At 67.5% G+C, this 18,482-nt stretch carries 18 protein-coding genes; 11 read left to right on the forward strand and 7 right to left on the reverse strand.

Features of this window, described 5'->3' with window-relative positions:
• Nucleotides 1-8: 8 nt before the first annotated feature.
• Nucleotides 9-737 carry a DNA repair protein RecO gene (gene recO, locus VRZ77_RS02855; protein ID WP_414591203.1) on the forward strand — a complete coding sequence of 243 codons (729 nt, stop codon included), beginning with the start codon at nucleotides 9-11 and terminating at the stop codon, nucleotides 735-737.
• A 9-nt stretch (nucleotides 738-746) separates the two neighbouring features.
• On the opposite strand, the gene VRZ77_RS02860 is transcribed toward recO, so the two are convergent.
• Nucleotides 747-1,199 (reverse strand): hypothetical protein, encoded by a 453-nt coding sequence (locus VRZ77_RS02860; protein ID WP_414591204.1) that lies wholly within the window; start codon nucleotides 1,197-1,199, stop codon nucleotides 747-749.
• Between the two features lie 155 nt (nucleotides 1,200-1,354).
• On the opposite strand from VRZ77_RS02860, the gene parC reads away from it, so the two are divergent.
• Nucleotides 1,355-3,589 (forward strand): DNA topoisomerase IV subunit A, encoded by a 2,235-nt coding sequence (parC, locus tag VRZ77_RS02865; protein ID WP_414591205.1) that lies wholly within the window; start codon nucleotides 1,355-1,357, stop codon nucleotides 3,587-3,589.
• A 3-nt stretch (nucleotides 3,590-3,592) separates the two neighbouring features.
• Here the strand turns inward: parC and VRZ77_RS02870 are convergent, their stop codons facing one another.
• The 5 genes from VRZ77_RS02870 to hemB form a co-directional block, all read right to left on the reverse strand.
• Nucleotides 3,593-4,342: an arginyltransferase gene (locus VRZ77_RS02870; protein ID WP_414591206.1), complete on the reverse strand. Its 750-nt coding sequence runs from the start codon at nucleotides 4,340-4,342 to the stop codon at nucleotides 3,593-3,595.
• Nucleotides 4,343-4,448: 106 nt separating this feature from the next.
• Entirely contained in the window at nucleotides 4,449-4,973 is a 525-nt protein-coding gene (locus VRZ77_RS02875; RefSeq protein WP_414591207.1) for an RDD family protein, read from the reverse strand.
• A gap of 76 nt (nucleotides 4,974-5,049) precedes the next feature.
• Nucleotides 5,050-6,279 carry a threonine ammonia-lyase gene (locus VRZ77_RS02880; protein WP_414591208.1) on the reverse strand — a complete coding sequence of 410 codons (1,230 nt, stop codon included), beginning with the start codon at nucleotides 6,277-6,279 and terminating at the stop codon, nucleotides 5,050-5,052.
• 8 nt (nucleotides 6,280-6,287) lie between these two features.
• Complete coding sequence (locus tag VRZ77_RS02885) at nucleotides 6,288-7,616, reverse strand: branched-chain amino acid ABC transporter permease (protein ID WP_414591209.1); 1,329 nt, start codon at nucleotides 7,614-7,616, stop codon at nucleotides 6,288-6,290.
• 42 nt (nucleotides 7,617-7,658) lie between these two features.
• Nucleotides 7,659-8,717 carry a porphobilinogen synthase gene (hemB, locus tag VRZ77_RS02890; protein WP_414591210.1) on the reverse strand — a complete coding sequence of 353 codons (1,059 nt, stop codon included), beginning with the start codon at nucleotides 8,715-8,717 and terminating at the stop codon, nucleotides 7,659-7,661.
• A 173-nt stretch (nucleotides 8,718-8,890) separates the two neighbouring features.
• Here hemB and VRZ77_RS02895 point away from each other — a divergent pair, with 173 nt between their 5' ends.
• From VRZ77_RS02895 to VRZ77_RS02915, 5 genes are all read left to right on the forward strand, one after another.
• Nucleotides 8,891-9,952 carry an enoyl-CoA hydratase/isomerase family protein gene (locus tag VRZ77_RS02895; protein ID WP_414591211.1) on the forward strand — a complete coding sequence of 354 codons (1,062 nt, stop codon included), beginning with the start codon at nucleotides 8,891-8,893 and terminating at the stop codon, nucleotides 9,950-9,952.
• A gap of 25 nt (nucleotides 9,953-9,977) precedes the next feature.
• Entirely contained in the window at nucleotides 9,978-10,409 is a 432-nt protein-coding gene (locus VRZ77_RS02900; RefSeq protein WP_414591212.1) for a DUF6163 family protein, read from the forward strand.
• Between the two features lie 176 nt (nucleotides 10,410-10,585).
• Nucleotides 10,586-11,098, forward strand: coding sequence for a transcriptional regulator LdtR (gene ldtR / locus VRZ77_RS02905; protein ID WP_414591213.1), 513 nt, complete (start codon nucleotides 10,586-10,588; stop codon nucleotides 11,096-11,098).
• Between the two features lie 111 nt (nucleotides 11,099-11,209).
• Complete coding sequence (locus VRZ77_RS02910) at nucleotides 11,210-12,346, forward strand: GGDEF domain-containing protein (RefSeq protein ID WP_414591214.1); 1,137 nt, start codon at nucleotides 11,210-11,212, stop codon at nucleotides 12,344-12,346.
• A gap of 182 nt (nucleotides 12,347-12,528) precedes the next feature.
• Nucleotides 12,529-13,671: a diguanylate cyclase gene (locus VRZ77_RS02915; RefSeq protein WP_414591215.1), complete on the forward strand. Its 1,143-nt coding sequence runs from the start codon at nucleotides 12,529-12,531 to the stop codon at nucleotides 13,669-13,671.
• Between the two features lie 7 nt (nucleotides 13,672-13,678).
• On the opposite strand, the gene VRZ77_RS02920 is transcribed toward VRZ77_RS02915, so the two are convergent.
• Nucleotides 13,679-14,707 carry a histone deacetylase family protein gene (locus VRZ77_RS02920; RefSeq protein WP_414591216.1) on the reverse strand — a complete coding sequence of 343 codons (1,029 nt, stop codon included), beginning with the start codon at nucleotides 14,705-14,707 and terminating at the stop codon, nucleotides 13,679-13,681.
• A 195-nt stretch (nucleotides 14,708-14,902) separates the two neighbouring features.
• Between VRZ77_RS02920 and glyA the strand changes: the two genes are divergently transcribed.
• From glyA to VRZ77_RS02940, 4 genes are read left to right on the forward strand one after another with little or no spacing between them, the layout of a single operon-like run.
• Entirely contained in the window at nucleotides 14,903-16,204 is a 1,302-nt protein-coding gene (gene glyA, locus VRZ77_RS02925) for a serine hydroxymethyltransferase (protein ID WP_414591217.1), read from the forward strand.
• Nucleotides 16,205-16,216: 12 nt separating this feature from the next.
• Nucleotides 16,217-16,753 (forward strand): transcriptional regulator NrdR, encoded by a 537-nt coding sequence (gene nrdR / locus VRZ77_RS02930; RefSeq protein WP_414591218.1) that lies wholly within the window; start codon nucleotides 16,217-16,219, stop codon nucleotides 16,751-16,753.
• The gene (ribD, locus tag VRZ77_RS02935) at nucleotides 16,750-17,862 is read left to right on the forward strand and encodes a bifunctional diaminohydroxyphosphoribosylaminopyrimidine deaminase/5-amino-6-(5-phosphoribosylamino)uracil reductase RibD (RefSeq protein ID WP_414591219.1); all 1,113 of its coding nucleotides are present in this window, start codon (nucleotides 16,750-16,752) and stop codon (nucleotides 17,860-17,862) included. The genes nrdR and ribD overlap by 4 nt, the downstream gene beginning before the upstream one ends.
• The gene (locus tag VRZ77_RS02940; protein WP_414591220.1) at nucleotides 17,862-18,452 is read left to right on the forward strand and encodes a riboflavin synthase; all 591 of its coding nucleotides are present in this window, start codon (nucleotides 17,862-17,864) and stop codon (nucleotides 18,450-18,452) included. The genes ribD and VRZ77_RS02940 overlap by 1 nt, the downstream gene beginning before the upstream one ends.
• Nucleotides 18,453-18,482: the final 30 nt, after the last annotated feature.

Genomic DNA, 18,482 nt, shown 5'->3' on the forward strand with positions numbered 1-18,482 from the left:
CTCCCACCATGGAATGGAGCGATGACGGCATCATCCTCGGCGTGCGGCGGCACGGCGAGGCCAATGCCATCGTCGAACTTCTGACCCGCGCCCATGGCCGCCATCTCGGGCTTGTGCGCGGGGGCGGCTCGCGCCGGCAGGCGAGCACGCTCCAGCCCGGCAACGGCGTGCAGGCGCTGTGGCGGGCGCGGCTCGACGAGCATCTGGGCGCCTACACCCTCGAAGTCACTGCGCCGCGCGCGGGCCGGCTGATGGAGCAGGCCCACGCCGCCTTCGCCTTCGCCCATCTCGGATCGCTGCTGCGCATGCTGCCCGAGCGCGACCCGCATCCCGCGTTGCACGAGGTGCTGGAGCTGGTGGTGGATCAGCTCGACCAGCCGCGCCTTGCCGGCATGGTGGTGGCGCGGTTCGAGCTGATGATGCTGTCCGAACTCGGCTTCGGGCTGGATCTTGAGAGCTGCGCGGCCACGGGCGGGCGCAACGATCTGCTTTATGTCTCGCCAAAGTCCGGTCGCGCGGTCAGCCGTGATGCTGGCGAGCCATGGCGCGGGCAGTTGCTGAACCTGCCTTACTTCCTGATCGCCGAAGTGGCGGAGCCTCCGCGGATCGATGACATCCGCGCGGCCTTCGACATGACCGGACATTTCCTGGCGCGGCGCATCTTCGAGCCGCGCGGGCTGGCACTGCCGGATTCCCGCGCCGCACTGCTCGCCGTGCTGTTGCGCGAGACCCGGTGAAGCGCTGCGTCAGAGCGGCAGCACGAAGTTGGGATCGGCGTAATAATTGCCGTTGAAGAAATAGCGCTTGCCGACCCACACCATGTTGCAGCGGGGCACCTGCACCACGACCAGCCGGCCGCGTGCGTCGCGACGCAGCGCGCTCTTTTCGCGGCACACATTCATCCAGGTGGCGTTGACGACCGGCGCGTCGATCCCGGCACCGGCATCCGTCTCCGGCGAGGCCGCGAGCGCCGTGCCCGCCAGCGCGAATGTCGACAGGGCCGCAGGCAGCATCACGATGCGTCGCATTGGCGTACCTCCTTTACGGTTTTTCTGACCCGGATTTAGGCAAAATCCGTTAAGAAATGACAGTTTCTTGACCTTTCGATTTTTCTTCACATCGACCGAAATGAAACCCGCGCGACGCGACCATACGAAACTGCCATGATATTGCATTGAAAATACTTCGAAAATAGTCATTGCGGCGTTTCGTTCTCCGCTCGGCGCCTGTGTGCCTTTTATGTGTCACAATGTCGCATGCGGAGTTCGACCCTGCCTAAAAAGCCATCGGCATGACGCCGGCGATGTTGCGTTCGCGTCTTGTTCCGGTCTCGGCTTCCATGTAGCGAAGGAGAATGGAGGAAGGACCGATTCCGATGGACGAGGGTTCGATCGAGCCGGTGGAGCTGAAGGCGGCGCTTGAGGAGCGCTACCTCGCCTATGCGCTGTCGACCATCATGCACCGCGCGCTCCCCGACGCGCGCGATGGCCTCAAGCCCGTGCACCGGCGCATCCTCTACAGCATGCGCCTGCTGCGGCTCGATCCCGGTGGCGGCTTCCGCAAGTCGGCCAAGATCGTCGGCGACGTGATGGGCTCGTTCCATCCTCACGGCAATGCCGCGATCTATGACGCGATGGTGCGCCTCGCGCAGGATTTCTCCCAGCGCTATCCGCTGGTCGACGGGCAGGGCAATTTCGGCAATATCGACGGCGATAACGCCGCCGCAGAGCGCTACACCGAAGCGCGCATGACCGAGGTCGCCCGGCTGATGCTGGACGGCATCGACGAGGACGCGGTGACGTTCCGCCCGAATTATGACGGGCAGAGCGAGGAGCCCGGCGTGCTGCCCGGCGCCTTCCCCAATCTTCTGGCCAACGGCTCGACCGGCATCGCCGTCGGCATGGCGACCTCGATCCCCCCGCACAACGCGGCCGAGCTGATCGACGCCAGCCTGCACCTGATCGACCATCCCGAGGCCACCACCGACGATCTCCTCAAATTCGTGCAGGGTCCGGATTTCCCGACCGGCGGGGTGTGCATCGAGAGCCCGGCCTCGATGGCCGACGCCTATGCCACCGGCCGCGGCGGCTTCCGCCTGCGCGCGCGCTGGCACAAGGAGGAGACCGGGCGCGGCACCTATGTCGTCGTCGTGACGGAGATTCCCTACACGGTCGCCAAGTCGCGGCTGATTGAGAAGATCGCCGACCTGCTCAACGAGAAGAAGCTGCCGCTTCTCGGCGACGTCCGCGACGAGTCGGCCGAGGACGTGCGCCTCATCCTCGAACCGCGCGCGCGGAACGTCGATGCCGAGCTGATGATGGAGAGCCTGTTCAAGCTCACCGAGCTTGAAATCCGCTTTCCGCTCAACATGAACGTGCTGGTCGGCGGGCAGGTGCCCAAGGTGGTGAGCCTTGGCGAGGCGCTGCGCGAATGGCTGAACCATCGCCGCGACGTGTTGCTGCGCCGCTCGCGCTTCCGCCTGGGCCAGATCGAGCACCGGCTCGAAGTGCTGGGCGGCTATCTGATCGCCTATCTCAACCTCGACGAGGTGATCCGCATCATCCGCGAGGAGGATGAGCCCAAGCCCGTGCTGATGGCGCGGTTCGAGCTCACCGACGTGCAGGCCGAGGCGATCCTCAACATGCGCCTGCGCTCGCTGCGCCGGCTTGAGGAATTCGAGATCCGCAAGGAGCACGACGCCCTCTCCGCCGAGAAGAGCGAGATCGAGGCGCTGCTGGGATCAGAGGCGAAGCAGTGGAAGACCGTGGGCTGGCAGCTTGCCGAGATGCGCAAGGTGTTTGGCCCCGACACCGCGATCGGCAAGCGCCGCACCAGCTTCGGCGAGGCCGGCAACCATGATCCGCTCGCGGTGACCGAGGCTCTTGTGGAGCGCGAGCCGATCACCGTGGTGATGTCCGAGAAGGGCTGGATCCGCGCGCTCAAGGGCCATGTCGCGGATCTGTCCAACCTCGCCTTCAAGGGCGACGACCAGCTCAAGCTCAGCTTCTTCGCCGAGACCACCTCCAAGCTGCTGGTGTTTGCCACCAATGGCCGCTTCTACACGCTGGAAGCCTCGAAGCTGCCGGGCGGGCGCGGCCATGGCGAGCCGCTGCGCCTGTCGATCGACCTCGAACAGGAGGCCGATATCGTCGACGTGCTGCCTTATCAGGGCGGGCGGAAGCTGCTGGTGGCGGCGAAGGAGGGGCGCGGCTTCCTCGTCTCGGAAGACGAGTGCCTCGCCAATACCCGCAAGGGCAAGCAGGTGCTCGGCGTCGACGCGCAGGACGCCTACCGCGTGGTGCCGGCGGTCGGCGATACGGTGGCGGTGATCGGCGAGAACCGCAAGCTTCTGGTGTTCCCGCTGGTGCAGGTGCCGGAAATGCTGCGCGGGCGTGGCGTGCGGCTCCAGCGCTACAAGGACGGCCTGATGTCGGACGTAAAGGTCTTCACCGCCGCCGAGGGCCTGACCTGGACCGACACCTCGAAGCGCACCTGGACGGTGAACGACCTCACCGAATGGCGCGGCGAGCGTGCCACCGCCGGTCGCCTCCCGCCCAAGGGCTTCCCGAGGAACAACAGGTTCGGCTGACGCTCACCCCTCCACCCGCTCCCATCCGGGCGGGGAGAGGCGTTCCTGGGGCAGGAAGCGGGCCTTGTAGGCCATCTTGTCGGAGCCATCGACCCAGTAGCCGAGATAGACATAGGGCAGGCCGAGCTGGCGCGCCTTGGCGATGTGGTCGAGGATCATGAAGGTGCCGAGCGAGCGCCCGGTCTCTTCGGGCTCGTAGAACGAATAGACCATGGACAGCCCGTCCGCGAGGATGTCGGTGAGCGCGACCGCGTGCAGCGCGCCCTGGCCGCGCCCGGTGATTCCGGTATCGGGGCCGCGCGGGCGGTATTCGATCAGCCGCGTGCGCACATGGCTGTCTTCCACCATCATCGCATAGTCGAGCACGCTCATGTCGGCCATGCCGCCGTCGCTGTGGCGGCTGTCGAGATAGCCGCGGAACAGCGAATATTGCTCGGCGGTCGGCACGGCGGCGCGCATGTCGCCGATCAGATCGACATTGGCCTTGCGTACCCGGCGGAACCCACGGGTCTCGCGGAAATCATTGACGCAGATGCGCACCGAAACGCAGGCGCGGCACTGTTCGCAGGCCGGGCGATAGGCAATGGACTGGCTGCGGCGGAAGCCGCCATGGGTCAGCACGTCGTTGAGCTGCGTCGCGCGCTCACCGACCAGATGGGTGAACACCTTCCGCTCCTCCCGGCCCGGCAGATAGGGGCAGGGGGAGGGCGCCGTCAGGTAGAATTGCGGTGTGTCGCGCGGATGTTCGGTCACGGCCGTCCGTGAGTGTTGACTGGCCTCAGGATTGCGCGCGCCGGCCTCCGCGTCAAAGATTCTTGACGGCCGCCCCGGCAAAAATCTGCCGTCGCGCCGGCGCGGTTCAGCGATAGCGCCGCAGCGCCGCGGCGCGGGCCTCGGTATTGGTGACCACGGTGCCGATGATCAGGTCGTGGAGCAGCCGCTTGCGGCCGTTGAACAGACCGACCAGCAGCACCAGCGGCGTCAGCACGCTCATGAACACCCAGAACAGCACCACGCTCAGCACGGCGAGCAGCGCGTTCATCGGCGGTCCGTCCCATTGGCGCATCTCGATCTCCATCATGCGCATGCCGATGGTTGCCGAATGCGGGCCGCCGAGCGTCAGGCCGCTATAGGCCACGGCCCAGATCACGAAGGCCGGGCTCAGCAGGCCGAACAGCAGCCAGCCGAAGCCGAAGGTGACGAGGCCGAACACCAGGATGAACAAGGCGGCCAGCCCCACCGGGACGCAGATGATCACCGCATCGACAATGAAGGCACAGAAGCGCCGCCACAGCACGCCGCGGAAACATTCCGGTTCGGCGACCGGATCGAACGCGTAGACGCGCGGACCGTCCAGATCGTCGAAATGATGGGGATTGGACATGGGTGAAGGGGCTCCTCGGCTCCCGCACCAATCTGGGGGCGGAAGCCGATTGTCGCAAGGGTGGCGCTGAAGGGCCTCAGGCGCCGGTCGAATTCCAGTCGATGCGCACCACGTCCATGCCGTCCTCGATCAGGGCCTTGTGGACCTGATCGGCATGGGCACGGTCGCGGGTCTCGACCGTGACGTCGAGCCGCGCGCCCTTGGCGTGCACGTCGAGGAAATGGCGCTTGTGCTCCACTTCCAGAATGTTGGCGCCGAGCGAGCCCAGCAGGCTGGAGATGATGCCGAGCTCGCCGGGGCGGTCGAGCATGGAGAAGCGGAACGAGACGATGCGCTCCTCGCGCTCCAGCTCGCGCAGCATGATCGAAGCGACAATGCGCGGGTCGATATTGCCGCCGGACACCACGAGGCCGACATTGCGGCCGCGATAGCGGTCCGGGTCGGCCAGCACGGCGGCAAGCCCGCCGGCGCCCGCGCCCTCCGCCAGCGTCTTCTGCTGGGTCAGGAACAGGTTAACCGCGCGCTCGAACGTCGGCTCGTCGATCAGCACGACATCGGAGACCAGGGCGGAGACGATCTCCCGCGTCAGCGCGCCGACATTCTTCACCGCGATGCCTTCCGCCAGCGTCGCGCCCTCGCAGGGACGGTTCTCCTGATGCAGCGCGTTCCACATCGAGGGATAGAGCGTGGTTTCAACGCCGACGATCTCGATATCGGGGCGGATGTGGCGGGCCGCGGTGGCGATGCCGGAGATGAGGCCGCCGCCGCCGACCGGGATCACCAGCACGTCGAGGTCCGGCGCATCCTCCAGCATCTCGAAGCCGATCGAGCCCTGGCCGGCGATGACATGGGCGTCGTCATAGGGGTGAACCCAGACGAGGCCCTCTTGCTGGGCGATGCGGTCGGCTTCGTCCGAGGCGTCGCCCACGGATTCGCCGAACAGCACCACGCGCGCGCCATGCGCCTCGGTGGCGGCGACCTTCACGATGGGCGTGTGCTTGGGCATCACGATGGTGGCGCGGATGCCGAGCCGGGCGGCGTGATAGGCCACGGCCTGCGCATGGTTGCCGGCGGACATCGCGACCACGCCGCGCGCCCGCTCTTCCGGCGACAGGCTGGCGAGCTTCACCAGCGCGCCGCGCTCCTTGAAGCTCGCGGTGACCTGGAGGTTCTCGTATTTCACGAAGATGTGCGCGCCCGTAATCGCCGAAAGGCGCGGCGCCGGCAGCGTGGGCGTGCGCAGCACCGCGCCGGTCAGCACATGACGGGCTTTGGCGACATCGGCGGGGGTAACGGGCAGGGACATCGGAATGCTCAGAATTCTCGCGGCGAGGGCGCCGCGCGCTGGAGGAGCCCGCCCGGCCGCAGCACGAGGAATGCCGCCAGGAGGGAATAGATCACCACGTCGCGATACACGATATCGAAGGCGCCCGACCAGAGCGCTTCGATGCCGGCGACGAGGGCCGCGCCTATAAAAGCGCCCGGCACGGAGCCAATGCCGCCGATCACCGCCGAAATCAAGGCTTTGAGCGTGATCGACAGCCCTTCGCCGGGATTCGCCGTGCCATAGGCGATCACCATTACCGTTCCCGCAAGCCCGGCGCAGGCGCCGGAGAGCGCGAAGGTGAAGGCCCGCAGCGCCGGCACCCGCACGCCGAGCAGGGCCGCCATCAGCGGGTCCTGCGCATAGGCGCGCCACGCCCGGCCGAAGCGGGTGAAGGCCATGAGGCCGAGCAAGGCGGAGACGGCGGTGAAGCACAGCCCGGCCGCCAGCATCTGCGCCGGGGTGGTGGTGGCGAGGAACTGCCCGTCATCGGCCAGCAGCACGGCACGGTTGAGCAGAGGCGGCAGCCAGTTCTCCCGCGTCGGCGCGGTGATGCGCAGCGCTTCGGACAGCACGATCGCAAGCGCCAGCGTCGCGATCAGAACGGGCTGCGGGGCGGCGCTGCCGCGCGTCACCGGCAGCACGACCAGCCGGCCGGTGATCCAGCTCAGCACGCTGGCCCCGATGAGCCCCGCGAGCAGCGCCGCGACCAGCACCAGCCCGTCGAGCCGCAAGAACTGCGCGGCGACATTGGCGACGATCAGCATGTAGACGCCGCCGGCCACCGACATTTCGCCGAAGGCGAGGTTGATACGCCCGATCAACCCGAAGACCAGCGCGAAGCTGGTGGCAATGAGGCCGTAAATGCCGGCGCGCACCACGCCGTTGAGCCCCTGCTGCAGCCAATAGGCGGAGCCGGCGGGAAGGTTCAGCAGCGGCGCTGCGCCGGCCAGGTCCGGCGTCTCGCTGTCCAGCCACCACCGCTTGAGAATGAACAGCTTGATGTCGCTCAGCGGCCCGCGGTCGGTGTCGACGGCCGTCAGGTCGAAGCGCGGCTGGCCGGTCTGGCCGGCGAAGGAGCAGATCACCCAGTGCGGGCGCGAGCTACCGCTGGCCGAGCGCGCGCGATAGCTCAGCTTAAGGGCGTTGGGAGCGCCGGGAATCGGCGCGAGCAGGGTTTCCTGAAGCTCGGTGGTCTCGTCGTGCAGGGCCGGCGCGACGGCGCGGCAGAGGCGCGCCTGGTCAGCGTCGACCACCGAGCCGCAGCCGGCGAGGCAGAAGGCGGTGAGGGCCAGCACCAGGGCGGCGAGAGCGCGCATCCGGCCTCATATCTGCGGCACGCCCGCCGGCTGTGCCCCCGGTCAGGCTTCGCGCGCCAGCTTCTCGGCGACGCGCGGGGCGAAATAGGTGAGCACGCCGTCGGCGCCGGCGCGCTTGAAGGCCATCAGGCTCTCCATCATCGCCTTCTCGCCGTCGAGCCAGCCATTGCGCGCGGCGGCCTCGATCATCGCGTACTCGCCGGAGACCTGATAGGCGAAAGTCGGCAGGCCGAAGGCGTCCTTCAGCCGGTACACGATGTCGAGATACGGCAGGCCGGGCTTCACCATCAGCATGTCCGCGCCTTCCTCGATGTCGAGCGCGGCCTCGCGCAGGGCTTCCATCCCGTTGGCCGGGTCCATCTGGTAGGTGCGCTTGTCGCCGGTGAGGCAGCCGGAGGAGCCGACCGCGTCGCGGAACGGGCCGTAATAGGCCGAGGCATATTTGGCGCTGTAGGCGAGGATCTGTGCGTCGAGGAAGCCGGCGGCATCGAGCGAACGGCGGATCGCGCCCACGCGCCCGTCCATCATGTCGGACGGGGCGATGACATCAGCGCCGGCATCGGCCTGCACCAGCGCCTGCTCCACCAGCACCGAGACGGTTTCGTCGTTGAGGATGCGCCCGTCGCCGTCCAGCAGGCCGTCATGGCCGTGGCTGGTATAGGGGTCGAGCGCGACATCGGTGATGAGGCCGATATGCGGCACCTCGGCCTTGATGGCGCGCAGGGTCTGGCACACGAGGTTGTCGCGGTTCAGCGCCTCGCGCCCGTCGGCGGTGCGCAGAGAGGGGTCGGTGTAGGGAAACAGCGCCAGCGCGGGAATGCCGAGCTTGGCCGCGCGCTCGGCGTCGCGCACCGCCTCGTCGACGGTCAGGCGCTCGACGCCGGGCATGGAGCCGACCGGGGTGCGGGTGCCGGCACCCTCCATCACGAAGATCGGCCAGATCAGATCCGCGACGGTCAGCGTGTTCTCGCGCATGAGCGAGCGCGCCCATTCCGACTTGCGGTTGCGCCGGGGGCGCTGGGCAAGATCGAGCCGCGACGACAGGTCCGGCCGACCCGGTTCGGGGAAGGCGGGCCGGGGGCGGGCGAAGGGAATGGCCATGGGCATGCTCACGCTCAACCGCAGTTTGAAATGCTTATAACGTCATATTCCACACAGCGCGAGTTGCCGAGCGGGCGAATGCGTATTCGCACGAAATCGCGGCGGGTCATGTTGACGCTGTGACGCAACGGCTTATCCCAGAGCGACATTTCCACCCGGCGAGGACAAGGCCCGTGACCCATTCCATCGGCATCCGATTCGAGCAGTCCGGGGCCCTCGGCATTATCACGCTGGACCGGCCGAAGGCTCTGAACGCCATCGACCACGCCATGGTGCGGGCCATGCGCGCACAGCTCGACCAATGGGCCGTCGATCCCTCGGTCGCCCATGTGCTGCTGCGCGCGGCCGGAGAGAAGGCGTTCTGCGTCGGCGGCGACGTGCGCCACATGCACGACCACGGCAAGGCCGGGAACAAGGAGCTGGCGCGCAATTTCTGGCGCGACGAGTACCAGCTCAACCATTTCATCTCGCGCTATCCCAAGCCCTATGTCTCGCTGGTCGACGGCCTGTGCTTCGGCGGGGGATTCGGTGTCTCCGGCCATGGCCGCTACCGCGTCGCCGGCGAGCGGCTTGGCTTCGCCATGCCGGAAGTCGCCATCGGCCTGTTCCCCGATGTCGGCGGCACCTATGTGCTGCCGCGCCTCAAGGGCTGGAGCGGCACCTGGCTCGCCATGACCGGCGCGCGCATCGGCCTGTCCGACGCCATGGCGATCGGGCTCTATACCCATCACGTTCCCGTGGCCCGCTGGCCGGAGCTCATTGAGCGGCTGTCGCGCGGGGAGGAGATGGGCGCGGTGCTCGCCAGCCTCGCCGCCGCGCCGCCGCAGCCCTCACTCGGCCCGCTCTACCCGCTGATCGACCGCGTGTTCGCCGGCACCAGCGTGCTCGCCGTGCTGGCGGCGCTGGATTATTCCGCGCGGGGCGAGGGGGTGGAGGCGGAGTTCGCGCGATTGCAGGCCGCCACGATCCGCCGCGCCTCGCCGACCAGCGTCAACATCGCGTTCCAACAGATGCAGCGCGGTCTGCATCACGATCTCGGCGGCTGCCTCACGCTGGAATTTCGCGTGGTCAGCCGGGTTCTGGACGGCCACGACTTCTATGAGGGCGTTCGCGCGGTGCTGGTGGACAAGGACCAGACGCCGCGCTGGCGCCCGGAACGGCTGGAGGATATCGACCCCGGCGCCATCGATGCGCTGTTCGACGTGCCGCTCCCCGACGAATTGGTGCTGACGTGAGCGCAAATTCGGGTATTGAGGCGCCATGAGCTCGCCTTACGATCCCATCGACGCCACGCTCGGTCCCGCCGGCACCGCGATGCCCCCGTGGCAGCGGCGTGTGCTGCTGTATCTGCGGGTGCTGGCCGGCTTCCTGCTCGTGAAGACCATTTATAGCTGGACGCTGATCTGCGGCGTATGGGATGGCGAGACCAGCCGGTTCGAGATGATCTCGATGGCCGCGCAGTCCGCCGTGATCTGGGCGGCGATCATGAACCCGGTGGCGGCGGTGGGGCTATGGCTCGGCGCGTCCTGGGGCGTGGTGCTGTGGCTCGTCACCGCCACGGTGCAGATCCTCATCAACGCCTCGGCACCCGAGGGCGTCGGCCGGCTGTTCATCGTCGCCGGCGTCGAGACGGTGCTGGTCGCGATCTACGCCTTCCTCACCTACAAGGCCGCCCGCGAGAGCGAGCGTTGAGCCCAGCGCCGCGCCGGCGTTAAGTCCAACGCCGCGCGGGCGTTAAGTCCTTGTAAGGGATAAGGTGTTACGAAGGATTCATCCTCCTGCTTAAAGCGGTTTTAGAAGCCGCGCCCGACACTGTATTCCGATGGAGAGGGAGAAAATCCCCGCGACGGAATTCAAAGGTGTCGAACATGAAGAGCGCAGCGCGGACCGCGAATGTCGCGGCCTTCGAGCCGCAGAAGGATCAGATCACGCCGCTCTACCAGGAGGCGCTGACGCTGCTGGAGCGCCTGCATCGCCGCCTGCTCGACGTGGTGAAGGACGAGTTCGACCGGCGCGGGCGCACCGATGTCAACGCGGCGCAAGCGCTGCTGCTGTTCAACATCGGCGATGCCGAGCTTTCCGCGGGCGAACTGCGCACGCGCGGCTATTATCTCGGCGCCAACGTCTCCTACAACATCAAGAAGCTCGCCGAGATGGGCTATCTGGAGCACCAGCGCTCGCGCATGGACCGCCGCGCCCTGCGCATCAGTCTGACGCCCAAGGGCGAGGAAATCCGCGATATCGTTGGCGCGCTCTATGCCAAGCATGTCGCGACCATCGAGCAGATCGGCGGCATCGCGGCGCAGGACTTCCAGGTGATCAACCGCTCGCTGCAGCGGCTGGAGCGGTTCTGGACCGACCAGATCCTGTATCGGCTGTAAGGCACCATACCGGCCGCTTCTTCCGCGCCGGCCGATCGGGTGATATCCCGCTACCGATGGTGGCGGGAGCTGATGTCGGTTCCGGGCCGGTATCCGGGGATCGGCGGGCCCATGACCGGCGTCAAGCTCTTCACGCTGCTGAACCCGTCGATCGGGCTGATCTTCACGCTGGTCTTCGTGCTGCTCTGGCTGAACCAGAAGCATCGCGTCTATATCCTGCTGATGGGCGGGGCATGCTTCGCCTTTTCGCTGGCGATGCTCGTCCAGATTTTCCAGATCCCGCCGGATGTCGGAGCGAACACGCTGCTGGCGAACGTGCTGTATCTTGGCAGCCTCGGCCTGTTCACGGAATCGGTTTCCCGGCGCGTCGGCGTGCGCGGCAGCTATGTCGGCAGTCTCGTCATTTCGGCGGGCATCTTCCTGTCCGTCTTCAATTTCTTCTACATCGACCGCGATCTCCACACGCGAATTTTCGTCGTAAGTACAGGGTTTTGCATTTTCCTGTGCTACGCGGCGCTGCGCATGCGGCTCGCCGGGCGCACCCAGCCGATCGACCGGGTGATCTTCTGGCTTCTCCTGCTGGCGGGCCTGCATTTCCTGCCGCGCGCCGTGCTGACCCTGATGATGGACGGAACGCTGACAAGCGATGCCTTCGGTCGCTCCATGTTCTGGACCGGGCTCAACTTTTCCCTGATCGTCATCGTGCTGATGCTGTGCCTGACCTTCCTGCTGGCGATCACGCTCGACATCATCGAAGACCTGCGCACGGAGCGTAACCGCGACGCTCTGGTCCCGCTGTTGAACCGGCGCGGCTTCGAGGAGCAGGCGAGCGCCTATCTCGCCCGTGCCTTGCCGGAGCGCGCCTGTCTGGTGTTCTGCGACATCGATCACTTCAAGGCGATCAACGACACTTATGGCCATGGCGTGGGCGATGGCGTCATCCGCGCCTTCGGCCGCTGGATCGGCGAAGCGGTGCGCCGCGACGACGTGGCCGGGCGGATCGGCGGCGAGGAATTCGCCATCCTGCTGCCCGGCGCGGCGGTGTCCGATGCGGCCCGCTTCTGCGAGCGGCTGCGGCTGCGCGTGCAAGAAGGCGAGGAGGGCATCATCCCCGCGCCGTGGCAGGTGACGTCGAGCTTCGGCATTGCCGAGCGGCGGTTCGGCGACACGCTGGCGGAACTGATGGCGCGCGCGGACCAGCGGCTCTACGCTGCCAAGCGCAACGGCCGCAACCGGGTGGAAGGGTGAGGGGGCCTAGGTCCACGGTAGGGGGCTTCCAGCTGATCAACCGCTCGCTGCCGCGGCTGAAGCGCTTTTGGGCGACCAGATCCCGGTCTCGGCTGTAACGTCGCGTCGCCACAACCTCACCAATCTGATACCAAGCGCCAGCCGGCCTCCGGTCATCATTTGCCGCCTGGAAGATGTACTCCGTGACACCTCTGCGCCTATTCGCGCTGCTGAACCCTGCCATCGGGCTGGTCTTTGCTCTGGTGTTTCTGGTGCTGTGGACCAACCACCGCAACCAGCGCCACATCCTTCTCATGGCCGCCGCTGCCGGGCTCTATACCGTGGCCGTGCTGGCGCAGATGTTCCTCCCGCTCATGCCGAAATACGGCGTGAACACCATGGTGTCCGCCGTCCTGTACATGACCTGCCTCGCCCTCTTCATCGAGGCGCTGCTGATGCGGGTCGGCGTTCGTGGCAACGTCCCCTGGCTGGCGCTGCTCGCCGGCGGCATCCTCTGCCTGATCGCTTTTTTCTTTTACGTGCACGAGGATCTCCGGATCCGCATCTATGTGCTCAATCTCGGCTGCGGCGCGTTGCTGGTGTTCGGCGCACTGCGGCTGGCGCCGGACCCGAAGCCGATCGACCGCGTGCTGTTCTGGACGGTGCTGCTGGTCGGGCTGCATTTCCTGCCCCGCACGCTGCTGACCCTGTTCGCCGACGGGCCGAATGGCACCGCCAGCATCGAGAACTACCGGGCATCGCTGTTCTTCTCGCTGCTGAATTTCGCGCTGATCATCCTCGCCCTGCTGCTGTGCCTCACCTTCCTGCTGGCGATCGCGCTCGACATCATCGAGGAACTGCGCACGGAGCGTAACCGCGACGCTCTGGTCCCGCTGTTGAACCGGCGTGGCTTCGAGGAGCAGGCGAGCGCCTATCTCGTCCGTGCCTTGCCGGAGCGCGCCTGTCTGGTGTTCTGCGACATCGATCACTTCAAGGCGATCAACGATAGCTATGGCCACGCGACGGGCGACGCGGTGATCCGCGCCTTCGGCCGCTGGATCGGCGAAGCGGTGCGCCGCGACGACGTGGCCGGGCGGATCGGCGGCGAGGAGTTCGCCATCCTGCTGCCCGGCGCCGCGGTGTCCGACGCGGCCCGCTTCTGCGAGCGGCTGCGGCTGCGCGTGCAAGAAGGCGAGGAGGGCATCATCCCTGCGCCGTGGCGGGTGACGTCGAGCTTCGGCATTGCCGAGCGGCGACCCGGCGACACGCTGGCAGAGCTGATGGCGCGCGCGGACCAGCGGCTCTACGCCGCCAAGCGCAACGGCCGCAACCGGGTGGAAGGGTGAGGGGGCCTCACCCCTGCAGGAAGCCTTCCAGCGTGTTGGCGACGTTGATGCCGATGGCCTCGACCGCATAGCCGCCCTCCATCACGAACAGCGTCGGCAGGTGCAGCCCGGCGATCATCGCGCCCATGCGCAGATAATCCGGGCTGTCGAGCCGGAAGCGCGAGATCGGGTCGCCCTGGTAGGTATCGACGCCGAGCGAGACGATGAGCGCGTCCGGCGCAAACGCCGTGATCCGCGTGGAGGCCGCCGCCAGCGCCGCGCTCCAGCCGGAGAAATCCGTGCCCCAGGGCAGCGGGAAGTTGGCGTTGTAGCCATCGCCCGCCCCGGCGCCGGTCTCGTCGGCATGGCCGAGGAAATAGGGAAATTCCTGCATAGGGTCGGCGTGGATGTTGCACACCAGAACGTCCGCGCGGTCGTAGAAGATCGCCTGCGTGCCGTTGCCGTGGTGATAGTCGACATCGAGTACCGCGACCCGCGCCATCCCGCCGTCGCGCAGCGCCTGCGCGGCGATGGCGGCGTTGTTGAGGTAGCAATAGCCGCCCATCGTGCCGGCATGGGCGTGGTGTCCCGGCGGACGGCACAGGGCGAAGGCACTGGCCTCGCCGGCCAGCAGCAGGTCCGCGCCGGTGAGCGCGAGGTCGGCGCTGGCCTGCACCGCATCCCAGGTGCCCTCGACGATGCAGCACCCCGCGTCGAAGGAGAAATGGCCGAGCTTGCCGTCGAGCGCGAGCGGCTCGATCGCGCGCATGCCCGGCGCGCGCCAGAAGCTCGGCAGCGCCGGGCCCTCGCGGCCCTCGCTGGTCCACAGCCCCCAGACATCGCCGAGAAACCGCACATAGGCCGGCTCGTGCACCCTGAGCACGGGATCGAGCCCGTGGAGCTGCGGGCCGACCAGCGGCCCGAGGTCGCGGGCGGCGATCGCGTTCAGCACCATCTCGACGCGCTCGGGCTTCTCGAAAGCCGGCACGATGCGCCCGTCATTGAGCTCGACATGGCCGGAATGTCCGAGATGGCGCGGCGAATGGATGATCTGCATGACGGCTATGCGATTCCGTGGCGGGAGAGCGCAGGTTAGGCGAGGCGGGGCGGCGCGTCACCGCCGATCCGCCCTGCTGTGCGCCGCGCATCGCCTCTTGCTTTGAAACGGCAGGACCGCTGTGCTAAGCGACCGCGCATGTTCGGCATGCGCGCCACGGCAGGCGATGCGTGCCTGGCGCCACGGAGATTCCTGATGTCGCACGCCGAAGCTGCTGCTTCCTCTTCCCAGAACCGCTTCTTCTCCGCCCCGCTGGCCGAGACCGATCCCGAACTCGCCGGCGCGATTTCCGCCGAGCTCGGTCGCCAGCGCGACGAGATCGAGCTGATCGCCTCGGAGAACATCGTCTCCCGCGCGGTGCTGGAAGCGCAGGGCTCGGTGCTGACCAACAAATACGCCGAAGGCTATCCCGGCCGTCGCTATTATGGCGGCTGCCAGTATGTCGACGTGGCCGAGCAACTCGCCATCGACCGCGCCAAGAAGCTGTTCGGCGCCGGCTTCGCCAATGTGCAGCCCCATTCCGGCGCTCAGGCCAACACCGCCGTGTTCTTCGCGCTGATGCAGCCGGGCGACACCTTCCTCGGCCTCAACCTCGCGGCCGGCGGTCACCTGACCCATGGCGCGCCGGTGAGCCTGTCGGGCAAGTGGTTCAAGCCGGTGCCCTACAGCGTGCGCCGCGACGACCAGCGCATCGACTATGAAGAGGTCGCCAAGCTCGCCGATGAGCACAAGCCCAAGGTGATCATCGCCGGCGGCTCGGCCTATCCGCGCCACATCGACTTCGCGAAGATGCGCGCCATCGCCGATTCCGTCGGCGCCTATCTGATGGTCGACATGGCGCATTTCGCCGGCCTGGTGGCGGGCGGCGCGCACCCCAATCCGGTGCCGCATGCCCATGTGGTCACCACCACCACCCACAAGACCCTGCGCGGCCCCCGCGGCGGCATGATCCTCACCAATGACGAGGAACTCGCCAAGAAGTTCAACTCGGCGATCTTCCCCGGCATTCAGGGCGGTCCGCTGATGCACGTCATCGCCGCCAAGGCCGTGGCCTTTGGCGAAGCGCTGCAGCCGGACTTCAAGATTTACGCGAAGAACGTGGTCGAAAACGCTAAGGCGCTTGCGGAAAATCTGAAAGGCCATGGCTTCGAGATCGTCTCGGGCGGCACCGATACCCACCTCATGCTCGTCGATCTTCGCCCGAAGAAGCTGACCGGCAAGGTGTCGGAAATCGCGCTCGGCCGCGCCCATATCACCACCAACAAGAACGGCATCCCGTTCGATCCCGAGAAGCCGTTCGTGACCTCGGGCATCCGCCTCGGCACCCCGGCCGGCACCACGCGCGGCTTCGGCGTCGGCGAGTTCCAGCAGATCGGCGACATGATCGCCGAGGTGCTGGACGTGCTGTCGCAGAAGGGCACCGATGAGGACAGCCTGGTCGAGGCGGCGGTTCGTGCCAAGGTGGCCGAGTTGCTGGGCCGATTCCCGATCTATTGATGAGGTGAGCCGATGCGCTGTCCCTATTGCGGGAGCCTGGAGACGCAGGTCAAGGATTCCCGTCCCACCGAGGACAGCGCCGCCATACGCCGCCGCCGCATCTGCCCCGATTGCGGCGGCCGCTTCACCACCTTCGAGCGGGTGCAGCTCCGCGAACTGACCGTGCTCAAGCGCTCCGGCCGGCGGGTGCCGTTCGACCGCGACAAGCTCGCCCGCTCCATCGAGGTGGCGCTGAGGAAGCGCCCGGTCGATCCCGAGCGCATCGAGCGGCTGGTCTCCGGCCTCGTGCGCCGCCTGGAGAGCCAGGGCGAGAGCGAAATCTCCTCGGAGATGATCGGCGAGCGGGTGATGGAAAGCCTGAAGCAGCTCGACGATGTCGCCTATGTCCGCTTCGCCTCGGTTTACCGCAATTTCCGCGAGGCCAAGGATTTCGAGACCCTGCTCGGCGAGCTGGGCCCGAAGGCGGCCGAGGAACTGCTCGACGAGGACGGCGAGCCGCGGCGTCCGCCGGTGCGCGCCACGGCCAAGCCCGCCGTGTCCGACGAATGACCCCTGCCGAGCTCGACGAGGCGCTGATGGCCTCGGCGCTGGCCATGGGGCGGCGCCATCTCGGCGCGACCTGGCCAAATCCGGCGGTGGGCGCCGTGGTGGTGCGGGAGACGCCGTCCGGCCCTTTCGTGCTTGGACGCGGCGCGACGGCACCGGGCGGGCGTCCCCACGCCGAACCGCAGGCGCTCACTATAGCCGGCGAGGCCGCGCGCGGGTCGACGCTCTATGTCACGCTGGAGCCTTGTTCCCATCACGGCCGAACGCCGCCCTGCGTCGACGCGATCCGCGCGGCGGGCGTCGCACGCGTGGTGGCGGCGATCGGCGATCCGGATGATCGCGTTGCCGGGCGTGGCTTCAACATTCTGCGCGAGGCGGGCATCACGGTCGATGTCGGTCCCGGCGCGCTTGAGGCGCGGCTCGCCCATGCCGGCCATATCCGTCGCGTGGTCGACGGCCGGCCGCATGTCATGCTCAAGCTCGCGGTCTCGGCCGATGGCAAGGCGGGGCTGGAAGGGCGCCGCCCGGCCGCGATCACCGGCGAGGAGGCGAGAGCGGCCGTCCACATGCTGCGCGCGACCCATGACGCGGTGCTCACCGGCATCGGCACGGTGCTGGCGGACGATCCGCTTTTGACCTGCCGCCTGCCGGGCATGGCGGACCGCTCGCCGGTGCGCGTGGTGCTCGACGGCGCGCTGCGCCTGCCGCTGTCCAGCGCCCTGGTGCGCAGCCTCGACATCGCCCCGCTCTGGGTGATCGCCGGGGAGGGCGCGCCGCTGGAGCGCGAGGCGGCGCTCAACGATCTGGGCGTCGAGGTGATGCGCGTGGGGCGAGGCCCCACCGGCGGGCTCGATCTGGCCGAGGCGCTGCGGCTGCTGGCGGTGCGCGGCATCACCCGGCTGATGGTCGAGGCCGGGCCGCGTGTGGCGAGCGCCTTCGTTGCCGCCGATCTGGTGGACGAGGCCGACATCTTCACAGGACCCGATCCGCTCGGCGCGAATGCCATCGATGCGCTGGAGGGCCTGCCGCTCGCCGCGCTCGATACCCATCTGGTCGAGGTCGAAACACACACGCACGGGCGCGACCGCCTGCGCGTCATGAGGCGCCGCTAATGTTCACAGGCATCGTCACCGATATCGGCGAAATCACCACGGTCGAACCGCGCAACGATGTGCGCCGCCTGACCATCGCCACCCGCTACGACACCAGCGGCATCGATCTCGGCGCCTCGATCGCCTGCGCCGGCGTGTGCCTGACGGTCGTCGAGACGCAAGGCTCAAGCTTTTCCGTGGAGGCCGCGCCGGAGACGCTGGCGATCACCACGGTAAAGGACTGGCGGGCCGGCGGGCGCATCAATCTGGAGCGCGCGCTGAAGATCGGAGACGAGCTGGGCGGGCATGTGGTGCAGGGCCATGTCGACGGCCTCGCCGCCGTGATCGCCCGCGAAGATCTCGGCGAGACCACGCGCTTCACCTTCGAGGCGCCGGCCGCGCTCGCGCCCTTCATCGCGGTAAAGGGGTCGGTGACGCTCGACGGCACCTCGCTCACCGTGAACACGGTGGACGGCCCGCGCTTCTCCTGCCTGCTCATTCCGCACACGCTGGCCCACACCACATGGGGGCAGGTCCAGCCGGGCGCGCATGTCAATATCGAAGTCGACATGATGGCTCGCTATGCTGCGCGGCTTGCGGAGTTCCGCTGAGGCCTGTACGTCGTCGGCCCGATCCGTTTC

The sequence above is a fragment of the Ancylobacter sp. G4_0304 genome (genome assembly GCF_047501495.1).
Taxonomy (GTDB): Bacteria; Pseudomonadota; Alphaproteobacteria; order Rhizobiales; family Xanthobacteraceae; genus Ancylobacter.

Coding starts and splice junctions, on each gene's coding strand:
- parC (WP_414591205.1), top strand. CDS start 1,355: ATGGAGGAAGGACCGATTCCGATGGACGAGGGTTCGATCGAGCCGGTG.
- recO (WP_414591203.1), top strand. CDS start 9: ATGGAATGGAGCGATGACGGCATCATCCTCGGCGTGCGGCGGCACGGC.
- VRZ77_RS02860 (WP_414591204.1), bottom strand. CDS start 1,199: ATGACTATTTTCGAAGTATTTTCAATGCAATATCATGGCAGTTTCGTA.
- VRZ77_RS02885 (WP_414591209.1), bottom strand. CDS start 7,616: ATGCGCGCTCTCGCCGCCCTGGTGCTGGCCCTCACCGCCTTCTGCCTC.
- hemB (WP_414591210.1), bottom strand. CDS start 8,717: ATGGCCATTCCCTTCGCCCGCCCCCGGCCCGCCTTCCCCGAACCGGGT.
- ldtR (WP_414591213.1), top strand. CDS start 10,586: ATGAAGAGCGCAGCGCGGACCGCGAATGTCGCGGCCTTCGAGCCGCAG.
- VRZ77_RS02900 (WP_414591212.1), top strand. CDS start 9,978: ATGAGCTCGCCTTACGATCCCATCGACGCCACGCTCGGTCCCGCCGGC.
- glyA (WP_414591217.1), top strand. CDS start 14,903: ATGTCGCACGCCGAAGCTGCTGCTTCCTCTTCCCAGAACCGCTTCTTC.
- VRZ77_RS02880 (WP_414591208.1), bottom strand. CDS start 6,279: ATGTCCCTGCCCGTTACCCCCGCCGATGTCGCCAAAGCCCGTCATGTG.
- VRZ77_RS02920 (WP_414591216.1), bottom strand. CDS start 14,707: ATGCAGATCATCCATTCGCCGCGCCATCTCGGACATTCCGGCCATGTC.
- VRZ77_RS02910 (WP_414591214.1), top strand. CDS start 11,210: ATGACCGGCGTCAAGCTCTTCACGCTGCTGAACCCGTCGATCGGGCTG.
- nrdR (WP_414591218.1), top strand. CDS start 16,217: ATGCGCTGTCCCTATTGCGGGAGCCTGGAGACGCAGGTCAAGGATTCC.
- VRZ77_RS02875 (WP_414591207.1), bottom strand. CDS start 4,973: ATGTCCAATCCCCATCATTTCGACGATCTGGACGGTCCGCGCGTCTAC.
- ribD (WP_414591219.1), top strand. CDS start 16,750: ATGACCCCTGCCGAGCTCGACGAGGCGCTGATGGCCTCGGCGCTGGCC.
- VRZ77_RS02940 (WP_414591220.1), top strand. CDS start 17,862: ATGTTCACAGGCATCGTCACCGATATCGGCGAAATCACCACGGTCGAA.